The organism is Olleya sp. YS (assembly GCF_029760915.1).
Taxonomy (GTDB): domain Bacteria; phylum Bacteroidota; class Bacteroidia; order Flavobacteriales; family Flavobacteriaceae; genus Olleya.
The window spans coordinates 1,144,935-1,163,909 of sequence record NZ_CP121685.1; the positions used below are offsets into that span (position 1 = coordinate 1,144,935).

Here is an 18,975-nt window from a genome sequence, read left to right on the forward strand (position 1 = left end):
TCATAAATAAAGATGCTGCAAATATAAAGTATTTATTGGGCTTTTTTTCTTTTTTATTAGGAATTGAAACATCACTAAATTTATGGTTTTATCCACAACAAAAAGTGTAAAACTATTGCTATATTGCACACCCAAGTTATCATTAATGAAGCAATTTTTCTACTTATTTTTTCTATGTACTTATACTTTAAGTTTTGGTCAAGACTTAACAGTTTCTGGAAAAATTGTAGATGGAAATAATCAACCTGTTGCCTTTACCAATATTGTATTATACAAGTTAACTCCAGAAGGTATTTCTATTACAAAAGGAGTGTCCTCTAATGAAGATGGATCATTTATTTTTGATGAATTATACACTGGTAAATACCGAATTACAGCAAGCTACATAGGATACAAAACAGTAGACCAAGAGTTTAATTTGGATAAAAATACCAATCTCACGTTAGTACTTATTGAAAACAGTGAAAACTTAGATGAGGTATTAATTACTGCCAAAAAACCAACATTAAAAAAAGAAGTAGACCGACTAATTTTTAATGTTGCTAACACTTCTCTAAGCGAAGGAAGCATGCTTGATGTATTACGCAGCACACCTGGTGTTTTAATTCTGGGAGATGTTATTTCGGTTAAAAACAGCTCGCCAACCGTATTTATTAATGACAGAAAAGTACAATTATCTGCTACCGAGTTAAATCAATTGCTATCAAATTCTTCAGCAAATAGTATTCAAAAAATTGAAGTGATTACCAATCCACCTGCTAAATATGATGCAGATAGCGGTGTCGTATTAAATATTGTGATGAGTAAAAACCTGATAACAGGTTACAGAGGTACGGTTTTTAGCAATTATACACAAGGTGTTTTTCCTAGATATAATGCTGGAATAAGCCAGTTTTATAAAACAAAAAAAATAAACGTTAATCTTAATTATAGCTATAATCATAGTAAAATTAATAGAGATAATGACGAAGAAATTAATTATCTAAATAATAGTCTTATATCAGAGCGATGGACCACAGATATAAACAGAAATACAACCTCTAAAACCCACAATGCTAACCTTAATTTTGACTATTTTATTAATGATAATAACACCTTAAGCCTATCATCAACTATATTGTACTTACCTTATTTTGACTATCTCACAAAAGGAGCAACCAATGTAGACGACCTGCAAGGTCCAGATGATTACCGTTTTAATGCCACTAACTATTCGCAAGACGATAAATATAATTTAGGAACGGATTTAGATTACAAGCTCATTTTTAAAAATGGAGCTAAACTGTTAATAAATACCCATTTTACCAAGTACGATTATAACAGAAAGCAACATGTTAATTCTGATTATTTTTTCCCAATTAGCTCCTCAAATTTTAGTACCGCATTTAATACAAAAAATAATCAAACCACAGATATTTTAACTTCACAATTAGATTACGAAGTAGCAACTAGTGAAACCGCCAATGTGTTGTTTGGTGTTAAAACTTCTAATGTTAACACAGATAGTGATATTACGCAGTTTGACATCAATCAAACCACAGGAAATCAAACTCTAAACACAGCAAATACTAACGCTTTTAATTATAACGAATCCATTTTTGCAAGTTACCTTAGCTACAATAAAAGTTGGGATAAGTGGCGTTTTTCGGGTGGATTAAGAGCAGAATACACAGATATTGAAGGACAGTCACCAACTACAAACCTTAATACAAAGCAAGATTATCTAGAATGGTTTCCAACTATTAACTTAAGTTGGCAAGCGTTTGATAATACTAGTTTATATACTAACTATAAACGAATTATTGAACGTCCAAATTATCAAGATTTGAATCCGTTTAATTTCTTTTTAAACGACAACACAATAGTGACAGGAAATCCCAATTTACAACCGTCATTTACCAATCATTTTGTTATAGGTACAGAAATAAATCAGCGCTACACCATTGAAGCTTATTATAAAGATATCTCCAACCAAATAAACGAGCTGCCTTTACAAGACAACATAAATAATGTGCTAATATATTCTCCTACTAACATTGGAAGCACTATAGAATTTGGGTTTGACTTTATCACTTATTTTGACATGTTAGAGAACTGGTCTGTTTATTTTGTAACCTCGTTTTACAATATAGAAGATGAAGCCTTTTTTAATAATCAATTAATTAAACTAGATCAGTGGAGCAACTATTCTGTATTAAGTAATGATTTTTCGTTTTTAAAAGATAATAGCTTGACAGCCAACTTCACGCTAACTTATGTTAGTAAAAACCAACAAGGCTTTCAAATTGTCGATACACGTTTGATTTCTGATTTATCATTTAGTAAAAAAGTATTTAAAAAGAAAGGAACCATATCCTTAGCATTTGCTGATTTATTTAATCAGCAAGACTTTGCAGTACGCTCAAAATACGCAAATCAAAACAGCCGAAACTTTACCAACTTGGACAACCGTTATGTCAAATTAGGCTTTAGCTATAAGTTTGGAAACACTACTTTAGAAACTAACGAGCGTACTAAAGAACTAAAAGAGCGTGAACGTTTGGAAGACTAATTAATTTGTAGGCAGGTATTTAGATTTTTTTTATTTAAATTAAAACAACAGTTTCTTTTTTAAGTATTTAGTTGTGAAATAACTTAACACAAATCCCAAAACAACAATTAATATTAAATGAATAAGTGATCCATCAGGATGACCATTTGAAACTTTATTCATATAAAGTAAATCAACCCATAATGGAATTTCATGAGTGTGATAATAACAATAATCTTTAGGTAATAAAAAAGGAGAAATAATTTGGAAGTCAACGTAACCTATAATGAAAACATAGAGTATTCCTATTAATATTGTTATTAGTATAAACTTCATTTTAGATTGAACTAATCCACCCACTCAGCAATAAACAAATTAGTATCACGTCCACCACCATTATTACGGTTTGAAGAAAACGCTAGCTTTTTACCATCGTTAGAAAACACCGGAAAGGCATCAAATGTTTCACTATGTGTGACGCGTTCTAAATTTTTACCATCAATATCGATTAAGTATAAATTAAACGGAAAACCACGTTCTGCCTCAAAGTTAGACGAGAATAATATTTTTTCTCCAGAAGGATGAAAAAACGGACTCCAATTAGCATTACCTAAATCGGTTAACTGACGTAAATCACTACCATTTGCATTACAAATGTAAAGCTCCATATCTGTAGGTTCTACTAAACCTTCAGCTAATAAATCTTTGTATTCTTTAATCTCTTGTTCTGTTTTTGGACGAGACGAACGGAAGATTATTTTTGTTCCGTCAGGCGAGAAAAAAGCACCTCCATCATAACCTAATTCATCTGTAATTTGCTTGACATCTGTACCATCTAGATTCATTGTGTATAATTCTAAATCACCACTTCTGGTTGAGGTAAACACAATCTTATCACCTTTTGGCGAGACTGTTGGTTCTGCATCATAACCAGGTTCATTGGTTAATTGTTTAACTATATTTCCCTCTAAATCGGCTACAAAAATGTCAAAGGTATCATAAACTGGCCAAATGTATTTTCCGTTTTTACGTAAAGGTGTGTCTGGACAGTTTACGTCACCTAAATGCGTCGAAGCATAAATAATATGTTTGTTATCTGGTAAAAAGTAAGAGCAGGTTGTACGACCTTTTCCTGTACTAATCATTGGAGGCATGTTGTCTTTAAACGTCTCGTCTGCATTCATTAAAAACATTTGGTCACAGCTTACATTCCATTTGTCATAATTAGATTGAAACACAATTTGCTTGTCATCAAAACTCCAATACGCTTCTGCGTTATCACCACCAAATGTCACTTGACGTAAACTTTTAAAGTGTTTTTCTTCAGGATAAATTAATGGATTATCTGTTGTTTTTATCTCTGTTTTAGAGTCGTCTTTAGAGTTGGTTTGTTTGTCTTCTTTACAAGAAAAAAACAAAACAGTAATTAGTAGTAATCCGAAAAATTTAGTCTTCATAATAACTTTAATAAATGGCTTTATTTGCCTAATTTTATACAAAATTAATACTTCTTAATATGAAATACCTAAAACTCCTAGCTTTTTTAATCGTTTTTACGTCTTGTAAAAAAGAAGTTTTAAAAGACATTACCATTCAAGAGGACGTAGAATTTTTAGCAGATGATGCGTTAGAAGGTCGTCAAACAGGTACAGAAGGCGAGCAAAAAGCTGCAAACTATATTGCAGACCGCTTTAAAAGCTTAGGTTTACAACCCAAAGGGACAGAGGGTTATTTTCAGAGGTTTTCTTTTAAACCAAAAACAGATCCACATCAAGAAGTAAACTACACAGTTAAAGATGGTGATAGCACGATTACTGCAACAAATGTTATTGGGTTTATAGACAATAAAGCAGAACACACGGTTATTATTGGAGCACATTACGACCATCTAGGCTATGGCGCAGAAGGGAGTTTGTATAGAGGCGACAGTACACAAATCCACAATGGAGCAGATGATAATGCAAGTGGTGTAGCTGTGCTTTTAAACTTAGCTAAAAAGCTACAGGATAAAAATATTAATAACAACTATTTATTCATCACTTTTTCAGGTGAAGAAATGGGTTTACTAGGCTCTAATTACTACACTAAAAACCCAACAATAAGTAACGATAAAGCCAATTATATGATTAATATGGATATGGTTGGTCGTTTAAAAGCCGATAGCACTTTGGCAGTTTATGGTGTTGGAACTTCTCCAATATTTAAACAGACCTTAAAAGCGCACAATAACCGTTTTAAATTAGTACAAAAGGAATCTGGTGTTGGACCAAGTGATCACACTAGTTTTTATAATGTAGATATTCCAGTATTACACTTTTTTACAGGACAGCATGAAGATTATCATAAGCCAACAGACGATACAGAGCGTTTACATTTTAATGGAATGCAAGTGATTTCTAATTACATTTTTAATATAATAACAGACCTTGATAATAACGGAAAATTACCGTTTAGAAAAACAAAAAACGAAAGCGAAGATGCACCAAGGTTTAAGGTTGTTTTAGGTGTAATACCAGATTATATGTTTGATGGAAAAGGCATGCGAATTGATGGAATTAGTGAAGATAAATCAGCACAAAAAGCAGGATTACAAAAAGGCGATATTGTAGTAAAATTAGGTGATGTTGAAGTCACAGATATGATGTCCTATATGATGGCTTTATCTACTTTTGAAAAAGGACAATCCACAAAAGTCGTTGTAAAACGAGGTGATGATTTGGTTGAGGCTGATATTACGTTTTAAAATCAAAAACTATATAAAGTCAATTAAAAATTCACTTGTCTTGCTGAGCTTGTCGAAGCATCATTAAAACCTAAAATGAAAATAACAAACAATGACATCATCAACAAAATACATTTAGTAATCTCTGTATGTATAGTAGTGCCAGTGTCTTTGGTTTATGGTTTTAACCCAAGCTCTCAGTTCGATATTCATTTAAACACTATAGACGAGCATAATTTTTTTAAAGCCATTATGGGTTTATATTTAGGGGTTTCTGTGTTATGGGTGTTAGGAATTTTTAAAGCTAATTATCTTAAAATAGCATTAATCACCAATATGATTTTTATGCTAGGCTTAGGTTTTGGAAGACTATTAAGCTTAGTGTTAGATGGAGTACCTACTTTTGGTTATAAATTTGGAACTTTTGCTGAATTATTTTTAGGTTTTTATGGGCTTTGGGTAATTAATAAAAAGGAATAAATTATTTAGGTTCAAAAGAATTAATTATTAGCATCGCTTCATTAATATATTTATCAAATAGGTCTTCTCTCATTTGAAATAATATGTAATCAAGTCTTGTGTTTTTTGTATAAAAAACTCAATTCTTTTATATTTTCCTTTAACAGATTTGTAGGTTATTTCCGATTCTATTTTATATATGTATTTTGAATCATCTGGCATCAATAAAAGCTTATATTCTTTATGCAGCTCTACATTTCTTAGAGTACTACCATGTGCTTTTAAGGTACTATCTATACCAGTAAATTTTTCAGCATAAATTTCATTTAAAGTAACAGAAATATGATTTAATTCATCTCTGTTATTTAACTTTCTTATAGCTTTTGGCGTTAAATAAAAATGTCCGAAACTTCCAAACTCCACCCACGAATTAGGATATTGAATATTAAAATGATTATTACTTATAGTTTTTAACTTAAACCCGCTTTTTTGTGTGTTACACCCAAAAACTATTAATAAAGTTATAACGGTAAAAATTTTCTTCATAAACACTAAAATATATCTTTCGTTAACAATTACCTAAAAAACCTTAATTTTGCATCAAAATTGTTTTCGTGGTAAAAATTGGTAACATAGAACTTCCAGATTTCCCATTGTTGTTAGCACCAATGGAAGATGTTAGTGACCCTCCTTTTCGCGCATTGTGTAAAGAGCAAGGTGCTGATGTGGTTTATACCGAGTTTGTGTCTAGTGAAGGCCTAATCCGTAACGCTGCTAAAAGCGTGATGAAGCTTGATATTTACGAAAAAGAACGACCTGTAGGAATCCAAATTTTTGGAGCTAATATGGATAGTATGTTACAAACCATAGATATTGTAGCAGAGTCTAAGCCAGATATTATCGATATCAATTTTGGGTGTCCAGTAAAAAAAGTAGTAAGCAAAGGCGCAGGTGCAGGCATCTTAAAGGATGTGTGTTTAATGGAAAAATTGACTGCCGAAATGGTTAAACGTACAGACATACCTGTGACTGTAAAAACCAGATTAGGTTGGGATCATGATTCAATTAGAATTGTTGAGGTGGCTGAACGTTTACAAGACGTAGGTATTAAATCTATTGCCATACATGGTCGTACTAGAGCACAAATGTATAAAGGTGAAGCCGATTGGAAGCCAATTGCTGCTGTAAAAAACAACCCAAGAATGCATATTCCTGTATTTGGAAATGGAGATGTAGATACCCCAGAAAAAGCTATGTTAATGCGTGACGAATATGGTTTAGATGGCGCTATGATTGGTCGTGCAACCATTGGTAATCCTTGGTTTTTTAAGCAAGTCAAACACTTTTTTGAAACAGGTGAGCATTACAGACCAATTACCATGCAAGAGCGAGTAGAAGCTGCTAGAAGGCACTTACAAATGTCCATAGACTGGAAAGGCGAAATTCTTGGTGTGTTTGAAACCAGAAGACACTATACCAACTACTTTAAGGGTATTCCTCATTTTAAAGAACACCGAATGAAAATGGTCACTAGTGATGCGTCAGTAGATGTTTTTGCTGCTTTTGATGAGGTACTAGAAAAGTTTGGCGATTTTCAGTTTACAGAGTAATTAACTCGTTTTCACTAAATCACGACTAATTCTTGACGCTGCAATTTTGGAAGCAATAACACCCAAAATACTAATTGTAACCATTACAATCACAAAATTTTTAAAATGAATAGCAACTGGGTAAGGCAAGCTTGGTGTAATCATTATTAAGCCAAAACTAGACTGTAATTGGATGATAATATAACCAACAATTAATCCGACAAAACCTCCAATAAACGTCATTAAAACACCTTGGTAAAAAAAGATATTTCTAATGTCTTTAACCGTTGCTCCTATATTAAAAAGGGTGTTTAAGGTTTTCTTTTTATCTAAAATCATCATGACTATGGAGCCTATAACATTAAATAGCGCAATGATTAACACTAATGTAAAGATGAGATACACTGCAAGGTTTTCAGTGTTTAACATCTTATAAATGGCATCGTTTAGCTGATCTTTATTTTTTACAATTATAGTATCTCCTAAAATAGATTTAATATCCTCTTTTACTTGGTCTTCGTCTGCATTTACAGCTAGTTTAAATTCTAAATTTGTCACTTGGTTAAGTTCGTAATTTAGTAATGCTCTAGCAGTTTCAATGGATGTAAAAATGTATTTATTATTCAGTTCCTCGTTTATGTCATAAATACCAACATTAACGGTATTTACTTGATTTAATGCTTGGCTTTGAGAACTAATCTGACCTTTTCCAGGTTTAGGCACAGATAGTGTCACTGTTTTACCATAATCATTAATAAATACAGACAATCGGTTAGAGATTCCCCAGCCTACCACAATCTGTGGTGTGTCTGGATATAACCAGTTTCCATAGGGTATCACAGAATCTATTGCTGTTATCTTATTATAATTTTGGTCAACACCTTTAATGTATGCTGGATGATTATTACCATCTGAAGAGGCTATAACACGTTCTTCAATTATTTTTGAAAAATTAGCAACACCTTCAATATTTAGTAATTGTTTTTCTTGATTTTTATCTAAAATAAATGATTTTCCAATGGTAGTTTCGGCTTTTAAATCAGGATCAATAATACTAGAAAATTCTAAGGTAAAATCCCGTAAACCTGCAAAACCAGAGAGCACAATAAACAAAGAAGCTGCTCCTAAAATAATGCCTACAATAGCAATGATAGTAATAAAGTTAATAGCATTATTACTGCTTTTACTGCGTATGTAACGTTTTGCTATGTATAACGGAAAGTTCAATTATCCCTTTTTTCGGTTATCTAGTAAATCAGGATTCTTAATTGGGTTGTCCTCACCTTTAAGCGATTTTTCGATATTATCAATGTGTTCTAAGCTATCATCCACATAAAATTCTAAAACAGGCATCCTGCGTAATTGATTTCTGGTGCGTTGTGCCAACTCATGTCTAATCATTGGCTTGTTAGCTTTGATGCCTTCTAAAAGTTCTTTAGCTTTTTCGTTTGGAAAAATACTTAAGTATACTTTAGCATCTGTTAAATCTGCGGTCACTCTAACTTTAGAAACCGATATTATTATACCTCGCATTCCACCCTGAGTAGCAGCACCTTGAAGGATATCTACTAAATCACGTTGTAAAACCGAAGCTATTTTTTTTTGTCTTTGACTTTCTTCCATAGTGCAAAAATAGTTGTTATTACAAGAATATATTACTTTTAAGGCATATTTAAGCAATTATTGTACCTTAAAATACGTAAAAATGAAAAAAATTGAGCATATAGGAATTGCAGTTAAAGATTTAGAAGCTTCAAATACGCTTTTCGCGAAGCTTTTTGGAAAAGCACATTATAAAACCGAAACAGTAAAAAGTGAAGGCGTAAACACTTCTTTTTTTAAAGTAGGACCTAATAAAATAGAATTATTAGAGGCCACAAAACCAGATAGTCCTATCGCTAAGTTTATTGAAAAAAAAGGAGAAGGCATCCACCATATTGCATTTGATGTTGCCAATATTGAAAAAGAAATTAAGCGTTTAAAAAAAGAAGGCTTCATTGTGTTAAACGAAACCCCTAAAAAAGGAGCTGACAATAAGTTAGTAGCTTTTTTACATCCAAAATCGTCTAACGGAGTGTTAATTGAGCTATGTCAAGAGATTAAGTAATTAAAAAAAGGTTTGCAGTATTTTAAAAATAGTAGTAATATTGCACTCCAATTTCGGGTCCTATAACTCAGTTGGTTAGAGTATCTGACTCATAATCAGAAAGTCCCTGGTTCGAGCCCAGGTGGGACCACCTTTAAAACCGATTCATTCATTTGAATCGGTTTTTTTGTTCTATCAAGCTTTCTAATAAATATATTTTCAATTAAAAATTTGCTTTGGGTATCATAAGAAAATATACTTAAAACACTGTTAATCAGTAGTTTGATGTGTATTTCAATCCTATGACTTTAATCTCAATTTCTTCTACTACACAACAAGAAAAGGTCAAACCTTTAATTTAGTTTTTTTAAAAAGAAGAAGACCGTAAATGAGTCCATTAAACAAACACAGTCGCAGACTAACACAAGACCAATCCCAACCAGCATCACAAGCCATGCTTTATGCAGTAGGCTTAACAGATGAAGACATGCAGAAAGCTCAAGTAGGTATTGCAAGCACAGGTTACGATGGTAACCCTTGTAACATGCACTTAAATGGGTTGGCTGGCGAAGTTAAAATAGAATGTAAAATAGCAGGTTTAGTAGGTTTAGGGTTTAATACTATTGGTGTTTCCGATGGAATTTCGATGGGAACTTCTGGTATGAATTATTCTCTAGCATCCAGAGATATTATTGCAGATTCTATTGAAACTGTAATGAATGCACAAAGTTATGACGCTTTAATTTCTGTAGTGGGTTGTGACAAAAATATGCCAGGAGCAGTCATCGCAATGTTGCGTTTAAATCGTCCATCAATTATGATGTATGGAGGGACAATCGCATCAGGAAACTATAAAGGAAAAAAATTAAATATCGTATCCGCTTTTGAAGCTTTAGGACAAAAAGTTGCTGGAGAAATTGATGAAGCAGAATACAGAGAAATCATTAAACGTGCCATTCCAGGAGCTGGAGCATGTGGTGGTATGTACACTGCAAATACTATGGCTTCTGCAATAGAATGTATGGGTTTTGCATTACCTTATAATTCATCTATTCCAGCTGAAAATCCTAATAAATTATCAGAAGCAGAACGCACAGCATTAGCAATTAAAAACTTATTAGAGCTAGATTTAAAACCGCTAGATATTATTTCTAAAAAGTCTTTAGAAAATGCAATCGCAATTGTTAATGCATTAGGTGGTTCAACCAATGCGGTTTTACACTTTTTAGCAATTGCACATGCAGCAGATATAGACTTTACTTTAGAAGATTTTCAACGTGTAAGTGACAGAACGCCTTTAATAGCAGATTTAAAACCTTCTGGTAAATATTTAATGGAAGATGTTCATAGTGTTGGTGGTACACCAGCAATTATGAAATATTTATTAGATAATGGCTATTTGCATGGTGATTGTTTAACCGTTACAGGAAAGACTTTAGCAGAAAATTTAGCAGATGTAAAACCTATGGAATTTGAAGACCAAGATGTTATTTACCCTAAAGATAAAGCATTAAAAACCTCTGGAAACATTCAAATTATCTACGGAAACTTAGCAACAGAAGGCGCAGTAGCAAAAATATCAGGAAATGAAGGATTACTATTTGAAGGCAAAGCAGTGGTTTATGATGGTGAGCAAGCAGCCAATACAGGTATTTCTAATGGCGAAGTAGAAAAAGGAGATGTCGTTGTCATTAGATATGTTGGACCAAAAGGAGGTCCAGGTATGCCAGAAATGCTAAAACCAACCTCATTAATTATGGGAGCAGGTTTAGGTAAATCAGTTGCATTAATTACAGACGGTCGGTTTTCTGGAGGAACTCACGGATTTGTAGTGGGTCACATCACACCAGAAGCACAATCAGGCGGAACTATAGCTTTAATAAAAACAGGAGATAAAATCAGAATCAGTGCAGAGGACAACTCCATTAATGTTTTACTTTCTGAAGAAGAACTTGCAGAACGACAAGCAAAATGGCAAGCACCACCATTAAAACACAACAAAGGAATTTTATACAAATACGCAAAATCTGTAGCATCAGCATCAAAAGGATGTGTTACTGATTTATAATGTGAAAAACAGAGAATATGGAAACAAAAACCATAAAACAAACACAAAAATCTTCACAACAAACAGAACGTATTTCTGGAAGTGAAGCCATCATAAAATGCTTATTAGCAGAAGGTGTTGATATCCTTTATGGATATCCAGGAGGAGCTATTATGCCAGTTTATGACGAATTATATAAGTACCAAGATAAAATCCATCACGTGTTAACTCGTCATGAGCAAGGAGCAACACATTCTGCACAAGGCTATGCTCGTATTTCCGGTAAAGTTGGTGTTGCTATTGCAACCTCAGGTCCAGGAGCAACAAACTTAATAACAGGAATTGCAGATGCACAAATAGATAGTACACCAATGGTGTGTATTACTGGTCAAGTAGCTTCGCATTTATTAGGTAGTGATGCCTTTCAGGAAACAGATATTGTTGGTATTTCTACGCCAGTTACTAAATGGAATTGTCAAATTACAAAAGCTTCAGAAATCCCAGAAGTGTTCGCTAAAGCATTTTACATTGCTAAAAGTGGTCGACCAGGACCTGTGTTAATAGACATTACTAAAGATGCTCAGTTTGAAGAGTTTGATTTTAAGTACGAAAAATGTACAGGAATTAGAAGCTATAAGCCTGTTCCAGACACAGATGAAAGCACATTAAAAGCTGCTGCAGATTTAATTAATAATGCAAAAAAACCATTAGTTGTTTGGGGACAAGGTGTCATTTTAGGCGAAGCCGAAGCCGAATTTAAAGCAGTCATTGAAAAAGCAGGTTTACCGTCTGCTTGGACTATTTTAGGTGCTTCAGCAATACCATCAACTCATCCTTTAAATGTTGGAATGGTTGGTATGCATGGTAATTATGCGCCAAATGTGTTGACTAACCAATGTGATGTGTTAATAGCAATAGGAATGCGTTTTGATGATCGTGTAACAGGTAATTTAGCCACATACGCTAAACAAGCTAAAGTCATCCATTTTGAAATCGATCCAGCAGAAGTAAATAAAAACGTAAAAGCAGACATTGCAATCCTAGGAAACTCTAAAGAAACCTTAAAAGCCATTCTATCATTATTGAATAAAAACTCACATAGCGATTGGCATCAAAAATTCAAGGATTTATATAAAATTGAATACGATAAAGTCATCAAAAATGATTTACACCCAACCAAAGAAGGCTTAACCATGGGTGAGGTTTTAAAAGAAATTAACACACAAACCAAAGGTGAAGCAGCAATTGTAAGTGATGTTGGTCAACACCAAATGATAGCTTGTCGCTATGCCGATTTCAATATAAGCAAAAGTAATATTACCTCAGGTGGATTAGGAACCATGGGATTTGCGTTACCAGCAGCAATTGGTGCAAAAATGGCAGCTCCAGAGCGTGAAGTTGTGGCTATTATAGGAGATGGTGGTTACCAAATGACTATTCAAGAATTAGGTACTATTTTTCAGCAAAAAGCAGGAGTAAAAATCGTTGTTTTAAACAACGAGTTTTTAGGTATGGTTAGGCAGTGGCAACAGCTATTTTTTGATAAACGCTACGCCTCAACCGAAATGATAAATCCAGATTTTGTAGCAATTGCAAAAGGATATCATATCGATGCAAATACAGTATCGAAAAGAGAAGATTTAAAAGCAGCAGTTAAGGAAATGATTGATAGTGAAGGTCCTTATTTTTTAGAAGTGAGAGTAGAAAAAGAAGATAACGTATTTCCTATGATACCAACAGGTGCAAGTGTTTCAGACATAAGATTAGAATAATATGGAAGCAGAAAAAAACATATATACCGTTTCAGTTTACACCGAAAATAATATTGGATTATTAAACCGTATTTCGGCAATTTTCCAGCGAAGACATATCAACATTGAAAGTTTAAATACTTCAGCATCAGAAATTGAAGGAGTTTCAAAATTTACAATTGTAGTTGAAATTACTGAAGACCAAATGAAAAAAATTATTGGTCAAATAGAAAAGCAAGTCGAGGTTATAAAGGCGTATTTTCATAAGGATGAAGACACTATTTACCAAGAATCATGCATTTTTAAAATGAAATCTGACTTATTATTTGAAGAACGTCAAATTCAAAATATAATAAAAGAAAGCAATGCAAGGATTGTAACTGTAAATCGTGACTTTTTCGTCATTGAAAAATCAGGGCGTAAAGAAGAAATTGAGCTGTTATATAGAGAATTAAGTGTATTTGGAATCCTGCAATTTACCAGATCTGGTCGTATTGCAGTGACTAAAGACGCAATGGAAATATCAAAAATGCTTTTAGCATTCAACAATTAAAAAACAAGGCAATGTCAAATTACTTTAACACATTATCATTAAGAAACCAATTAGAACAATTAGGAAAATGCAGATTTATGGATGCTTCAGAATTTGAAGATGGTGTAAATGCATTAAAAGGAAAAAAAATAGTAATTGTAGGTTGTGGTGCACAAGGTTTAAACCAAGGTTTAAACATGAGAGATTCTGGTTTAGATATTTCTTATGCATTACGTCAAGTTGCAATTGATGAGCAACGCGAGTCTTATAAAAATGCAACAAGCAACGGGTTTACAGTTGGGACTTACCAAGAGTTAATTCCTGCAGCAGATTTGGTATTAAACTTAACACCAGATAAACAACACACCAATGTAGTAAAAGCAGTGATGCCTTTAATGAAAAAAGGCGCAACTCTAAGCTATTCTCACGGATTTAACATCGTGGAAGAAGGTACACAAATCCGTAAAGATTTAACCGTTATTATGGTGGCACCAAAATGTCCTGGTACAGAAGTGCGTGAAGAATACAAGCGTGGTTTTGGTGTGCCAACATTAATTGCAGTACACCCAGAAAACGATCCAGAACATAAAGGTTGGGCACAAGCTAAAGCGTATGCTGCAGCAACAGGTGGTCACAGAGCAGGTGTTTTAGAATCGTCTTTTATTGCTGAGGTAAAATCTGATTTAATGGGAGAGCAAACCATTTTATGTGGTTTGTTACAAACAGGAGCCATCTTATCGTTTGATAAAATGGTAGAAGAAGGTATTGAACCTAGATATGCTGGAAAGTTAATCCAATTTGGTTGGGAAACCATTACAGAAGCTTTAAAGCATGGTGGAATTACAAACATGATGGATCGTTTATCGAATCCAGCAAAAATAAAAGCATACCAATTATCTGAAGAATTAAAAGATATTATGCGTCCTTTATTCGAAAAGCATATGGATGATATCATTTCGGGTCACTTTTCAAAAACTATGATGGAAGATTGGGCAAATGATGATGTAAACTTGTTAAAATGGAGAGCTGCAACTGGCGAAACTGCTTTTGAAAAAACAGCATTAACCACAGATCATATTTCTGAACAGGACTATTTTGATCATGGAACATTGTTAGTAGCTTTTGTGAAATCTGGAGTAGAATTAGCTTACGAAACTATGGTAAGTGCAGGAATTATTGAAGACTCTGCTTATTATGAATCGCTTCACGAATTACCATTAATTGCAAATACCATTGCAAGAAAAAAATTATTTGAAATGAACAGAGTTATCTCTGATACTGCAGAATATGGTTGTTATCTATTTGATCATGCTTGCAAACCATTATTAATAGACTTTATGAAAACGGTTAAAACAGATATTATTGGTAAACCATTTTCAACAACAAACGGAGTAGATAATGTAGAGCTAATTGCTGTAAACGATGCGATTAGAAATCACCCAATCGAAGCAGTTGGAAAACGATTAAGAGCAGCAATGACTGCAATGAAAATTATAAAATCTGATGTAAAAACAGAAGATTCAGTGTTAGCTTAATTTTAATTAATGTCACCTCGAGCGCAGTCGAGAGGTTATTTAGGTCTCGACTGCACTCGACCAGACAGATAGAATTAAAAAAGATTCCCATTTTATTGGGAACTGAAGATGGAAGAAACCAAAACCACATACAGACCAGAGCTTAGAGCTATAGAAGCTGCAGCAGAAAAGTTAAAAGGAATAGCATCTGTAACACCTTTAACAAAAAATGTAAGGTATTCTAAGCAGTTTCAAGCCAATATTTATTTTAAAAGAGAAGATTTACAAGATGTACGCTCTTATAAAATTCGTGGTGCTTATAATAAAATTTCGTCATTGACTCCAACTCAAATTGAAAACGAAATTGTATGTGCAAGTGCAGGAAATCATGCACAAGGATTTGCATTGTCTTGTAAATTATTAAAAATAAAAGGCACCATTTTCATGCCTTCACCAACGCCAAATCAAAAGATTGATCAGGTAAAAATGTTTGGTGAAGAATATATAGATGTCGTTTTGGTAGGTGATACTTATGATGATGCTTATGAAGCAGCTATACAACAATGTGAGGACTTAAATAAAACATTCATTCATCCTTTTAACGATGAAAAAGTTATTGAAGGACAAGCTACAGTTGGTTTAGAAATTATTGACCAATTACAAGAACATCCAATACATTATGTGTTTGTGCCTGTCGGTGGAGGTGGACTTGCTGCAGGATTATCCTCTGTGTTTAAACTGTTATCACCTCAAACAAAAATAATTAGTGTAGAGCCAAAAGGCGCTCCTGCGATGTTAAATTCTATTAGAAACAATAAAAATATTACATTAAAATCTATAGATAACTTTGTAGATGGAGCAGCTGTTAAACGTGTTGGAGATTTAAACTTTGCCATTTGTAAAGAGACCTTACACCGTGTGGTTACTGTAGATGAAGGCAAAATTTGCCAAGCCATTTTAGATTTATATAATAAAGATGCCATTATTGTAGAGCCTGCAGGTGCTTTAAGTCTTTGTGGATTAGATTTGTTTACTGAAGAAATAAAAGGCAAAAACGTCGTATGTGTGATTAGTGGAAGCAATAACGATATTACACGCACTGCCGAAATTAAAGAACGAGCACTACTATATTCTAATCTAAAACATTATTTTATCGTAAAATTTCCGCAACGTGCTGGAGCTTTAAGAGATTTTGTAGTAGATATTTTAGGTCCAACCGATGATATCACACATTTTGAATACACCAAAAAAGCAAATCGGGACAATGATGTTGCTGTAGTTGGTTTAGAGTTAAAATCTCCAGACGATTTAGAGCCATTAATAACCAAAATGAAACTTCATAATTTTTATGGTGATTATTTAAATGATAAGCCAGATTTATTTCAATTTCTGGTGTAAATTTGAACTAACAAAATTTGTATCTATGAGAATTGCTATAATTGGTGTTGGAAATTTAGGATTATCCATTGCAAAAGGGTTATTGGTTAATAATATGATTTCATCATTATATTTAACTAAACGCCATATTAACGAATTAGAAGGTTTTAAAGCAAATAAAAAAGTAGTGATTACTAGTGATAACGGAATGGCAATCCAGAATTCTGATATTATAATTTTTGCAGTTCAGCCCAATCACTTAGCAGCAGTACTTAGAAAAAACAAACAATTTATAACTCCAAAACACACACTAATTTCTACAATTACAGGGTTTTCGATTCAGAAAATTGAGGACGTTATCGGAAATCAAAATTCAGTAATTCGGGCGATGCCAAATACAGCAATAGCTGTTGGTAAATCTATGACATGTATCTGTAGTAATGAAAAAGCTATATTAAAGCTAAACATAACCAGAAAAATATTTGATACCTTAGGTACAACACTAGTTATTCCAGAAAAACAAATGCAAGCTGCAACTGTAGTTTGCGCAAGCGGAATTGCCTTTTGGATGCGATTGATAAGAGCAACAACACAAGCTGCGATACAATTAGGTTTTGATGCCAAAGAAGCACAGCAATTAGCTATGCACACATGTGAAGGTGCTTCAAGTTTATTAATTGCAACAGGTAATCATCCAGAACAAGAAATAGATAAGGTAACCACACCAATGGGTTGTACTATTGAAGGTTTAAACGAAATGGAACACCAAGGATTAAGTTCTTCATTAATTAGAGGAATGATAGCGTCTTTTGAGAAGATTGAAGGGATAAAGCAGGTCTTAAACTAAACCCTAGGCAAATCGCTGTCATCCTTTAAAGGCAAGTTTGATTCTCCCATTAAGTATGCATCCACATGATGGGCTGCTTGTCTTCCTTCAGAAATTGCCCAAACAATTAATGACTGTCCGCGACGCATATCTCCAGCAGCAAAAACACCAGGAATATTAGTTGCATAATCTTTGGTTGACGCTTCAATGTTGGTTCTAAAATCCATGTTTAAACCAAACTGATCTGCTAATGTTTTTTCGGCTCCAGTAAATCCTAAAGCCAATAAGGCTAAGTCGCATTTCCATTCTTTTTCTGTGCCTTCAATTTCTTTTAGTTGCGGACGTTCACCAGGTTTAAAAATCCATTCAACTTCTACTGTTTTTAATCCTTTTAAGTTTCCTTTTTGGTCTCCAATAAACTCTTTTGTAGATATACTAAAAAAACGTTCCACACCTTCTTGGTGTGATGAGGTGGTTTTTAACTTCATTGGCCAATAGGGCCAAGGTTGGTGTGCTGGACGACCTTCGGTTGGTTTGCTTAAAATTTCAAAATTGGTAACCGATGTTGCGCCATGACGATTAGAAGTCCCTATACAATCACTTCCTGTATCGCCTCCACCAATAACAATTACGTCTTTTCCTTTAGCAGAAATAACGTTTTTAAAATCTACTAAACCATCTACATATTGATTGTTTAGTTTTAAAAAATCCATCGCTTGTGTTACACCTTTTAAATCTGCTCCTGGAATAGGAATACTTCGTCTAACGGTTGCACCTCCACATAACACAATTGCATCAAAATCATCTTTTAATTGGTTGGCATCTATGTTAACACCAACATGTGCGTTGGTTTTAAAAACAATGCCTTCTTCTTCTAAAACTTTAATACGTCTGTCAATAACGTTTTTTTCCATTTTAAAATCAGGAATTCCGTAACGTAATAATCCACCCACTTTTTCATCACGTTCTAAAACGGTTACTGTATGTCCTGCACGATTCAATTGTTGAGCTGCAGCTAATCCAGCAGGTCCAGAACCAATAACAGCAACTGTTTTTTCGGTTCTAACTTTTGGAGGTTGTGCAGTAATCCAACCTTCTTTAAAGGCAGTTTCTACAATGTTTTTCTCAATATTTTCAATAGTTACTGGGTCTTCATTAATACCTAACACACAAGCTTCTTCGCATGGTGCAGGACATAATCTTCCGGTAAATTCTGGGAAGTTGTTAGTTTTGTGTAATATTTCGGCAGCTTCTTTCCATTTGCCTTTATACACTTTATCGTTAAAGTCTGGAATTAAATTACCCAAAGGACATCCACTGTGGCAAAACGGAATACCGCAATCCATGCAGCGTGCACCTTGATCTTTAAGTTTTTCTTCTTTTAACGGAACCGTAAATTCCTTATAATGTTCAATTCGTTTTTTTGGCTCAATGTAACTCTCGTCTTGGCGCTCATATTCTAAAAATCCTGTTATCTTTCCCATCTCGTTCCTGCGAAAGCAGGAATCTCATCCTAACTTTCTAAATTTATGTTTTTAATTA

16 protein-coding genes and 1 tRNA gene are annotated in these 18,975 nt (G+C 33.6%); 12 read left to right on the plus strand and 5 right to left on the minus strand.

All coding sequences use genetic code 11. The annotated features are described in order from the left end of the window. Positions 1–145: 145 nt before the first annotated feature. Positions 146–2,551 carry an outer membrane beta-barrel family protein gene (locus Ollyesu_RS05310; protein ID WP_279302762.1) on the plus strand — a complete coding sequence of 802 codons (2,406 nt, stop codon included), beginning with the start codon at positions 146–148 and terminating at the stop codon, positions 2,549–2,551. Between the two features lie 326 nt (positions 2,552–2,877). Here Ollyesu_RS05310 and Ollyesu_RS05315 read toward each other — a convergent pair whose 3' ends face one another. Beyond that, positions 2,878–3,987, minus strand: a complete 1,110-nt coding sequence (locus Ollyesu_RS05315; protein WP_279302763.1) for a hypothetical protein — start codon at positions 3,985–3,987, stop codon at positions 2,878–2,880. A gap of 59 nt (positions 3,988–4,046) precedes the next feature. Between Ollyesu_RS05315 and Ollyesu_RS05320 the strand changes: the two genes are divergently transcribed. Both Ollyesu_RS05320 and Ollyesu_RS05325 read left to right on the plus strand, forming a co-directional pair. Then, a complete protein-coding gene (locus tag Ollyesu_RS05320) occupies positions 4,047–5,273 on the plus strand; it encodes a M28 family peptidase (RefSeq protein ID WP_279302764.1) in 1,227 nt (408 codons plus the stop codon). Between the two features lie 75 nt (positions 5,274–5,348). Continuing rightward, positions 5,349–5,732: a DUF4345 domain-containing protein gene (locus Ollyesu_RS05325; RefSeq protein ID WP_279302765.1), complete on the plus strand. Its 384-nt coding sequence runs from the start codon at positions 5,349–5,351 to the stop codon at positions 5,730–5,732. Between the two features lie 69 nt (positions 5,733–5,801). On the opposite strand, the gene Ollyesu_RS05330 is transcribed toward Ollyesu_RS05325, so the two are convergent. Next, on the minus strand, positions 5,802–6,257 hold the full coding sequence (locus Ollyesu_RS05330) for a hypothetical protein (RefSeq protein ID WP_279302766.1): 456 nt from the start codon (positions 6,255–6,257) through the stop codon (positions 5,802–5,804). A 68-nt stretch (positions 6,258–6,325) separates the two neighbouring features. On the opposite strand from Ollyesu_RS05330, the gene dusB reads away from it, so the two are divergent. Then, complete coding sequence (gene dusB, locus Ollyesu_RS05335; RefSeq protein ID WP_279302767.1) at positions 6,326–7,321, plus strand: tRNA dihydrouridine synthase DusB; 996 nt, start codon at positions 6,326–6,328, stop codon at positions 7,319–7,321. On the opposite strand, the gene Ollyesu_RS05340 is transcribed toward dusB, so the two are convergent. Together Ollyesu_RS05340 and rbfA are read right to left on the minus strand one after the other, a co-directional pair. Further along, positions 7,322–8,527, minus strand: a complete 1,206-nt coding sequence (locus tag Ollyesu_RS05340; RefSeq protein WP_279302768.1) for an FtsX-like permease family protein — start codon at positions 8,525–8,527, stop codon at positions 7,322–7,324. Then, on the minus strand, positions 8,528–8,923 hold the full coding sequence (gene rbfA / locus Ollyesu_RS05345) for a 30S ribosome-binding factor RbfA (protein ID WP_111658477.1): 396 nt from the start codon (positions 8,921–8,923) through the stop codon (positions 8,528–8,530). 82 nt (positions 8,924–9,005) lie between these two features. On the opposite strand from rbfA, the gene mce reads away from it, so the two are divergent. The 8 genes from mce to proC all read left to right on the plus strand — a co-directional run bounded on the left by mce (position 9,006) and on the right by proC (position 17,454). Further along, positions 9,006–9,407: a methylmalonyl-CoA epimerase gene (gene mce / locus Ollyesu_RS05350; RefSeq protein ID WP_111658877.1), complete on the plus strand. Its 402-nt coding sequence runs from the start codon at positions 9,006–9,008 to the stop codon at positions 9,405–9,407. A gap of 56 nt (positions 9,408–9,463) precedes the next feature. Continuing rightward, a tRNA-Ile gene (locus tag Ollyesu_RS05355) sits at positions 9,464–9,537 on the plus strand. A gap of 237 nt (positions 9,538–9,774) precedes the next feature. After that, positions 9,775–11,454 (plus strand): dihydroxy-acid dehydratase, encoded by a 1,680-nt coding sequence (gene ilvD / locus Ollyesu_RS05360; protein WP_279302769.1) that lies wholly within the window; start codon positions 9,775–9,777, stop codon positions 11,452–11,454. A 17-nt stretch (positions 11,455–11,471) separates the two neighbouring features. Beyond that, entirely contained in the window at positions 11,472–13,205 is a 1,734-nt protein-coding gene (gene ilvB / locus Ollyesu_RS05365; protein ID WP_279302770.1) for a biosynthetic-type acetolactate synthase large subunit, read from the plus strand. Between the two features lies 1 nt (position 13,206). Then, complete coding sequence (gene ilvN, locus Ollyesu_RS05370) at positions 13,207–13,737, plus strand: acetolactate synthase small subunit (RefSeq protein WP_279302771.1); 531 nt, start codon at positions 13,207–13,209, stop codon at positions 13,735–13,737. 11 nt (positions 13,738–13,748) lie between these two features. Further along, positions 13,749–15,251, plus strand: a complete 1,503-nt coding sequence (gene ilvC / locus Ollyesu_RS05375) for a ketol-acid reductoisomerase (RefSeq protein ID WP_279302772.1) — start codon at positions 13,749–13,751, stop codon at positions 15,249–15,251. 108 nt (positions 15,252–15,359) lie between these two features. Next, positions 15,360–16,628: a threonine ammonia-lyase gene (ilvA, locus tag Ollyesu_RS05380; protein WP_279302773.1), complete on the plus strand. Its 1,269-nt coding sequence runs from the start codon at positions 15,360–15,362 to the stop codon at positions 16,626–16,628. Between the two features lie 25 nt (positions 16,629–16,653). Next, positions 16,654–17,454: a pyrroline-5-carboxylate reductase gene (gene proC / locus Ollyesu_RS05385; RefSeq protein ID WP_279302774.1), complete on the plus strand. Its 801-nt coding sequence runs from the start codon at positions 16,654–16,656 to the stop codon at positions 17,452–17,454. Here proC and Ollyesu_RS05390 read toward each other — a convergent pair. Beyond that, complete coding sequence (locus Ollyesu_RS05390; protein WP_279302775.1) at positions 17,451–18,917, minus strand: glutamate synthase subunit beta; 1,467 nt, start codon at positions 18,915–18,917, stop codon at positions 17,451–17,453. The genes proC and Ollyesu_RS05390 overlap by 4 nt on opposite strands. Positions 18,918–18,975: the final 58 nt, after the last annotated feature.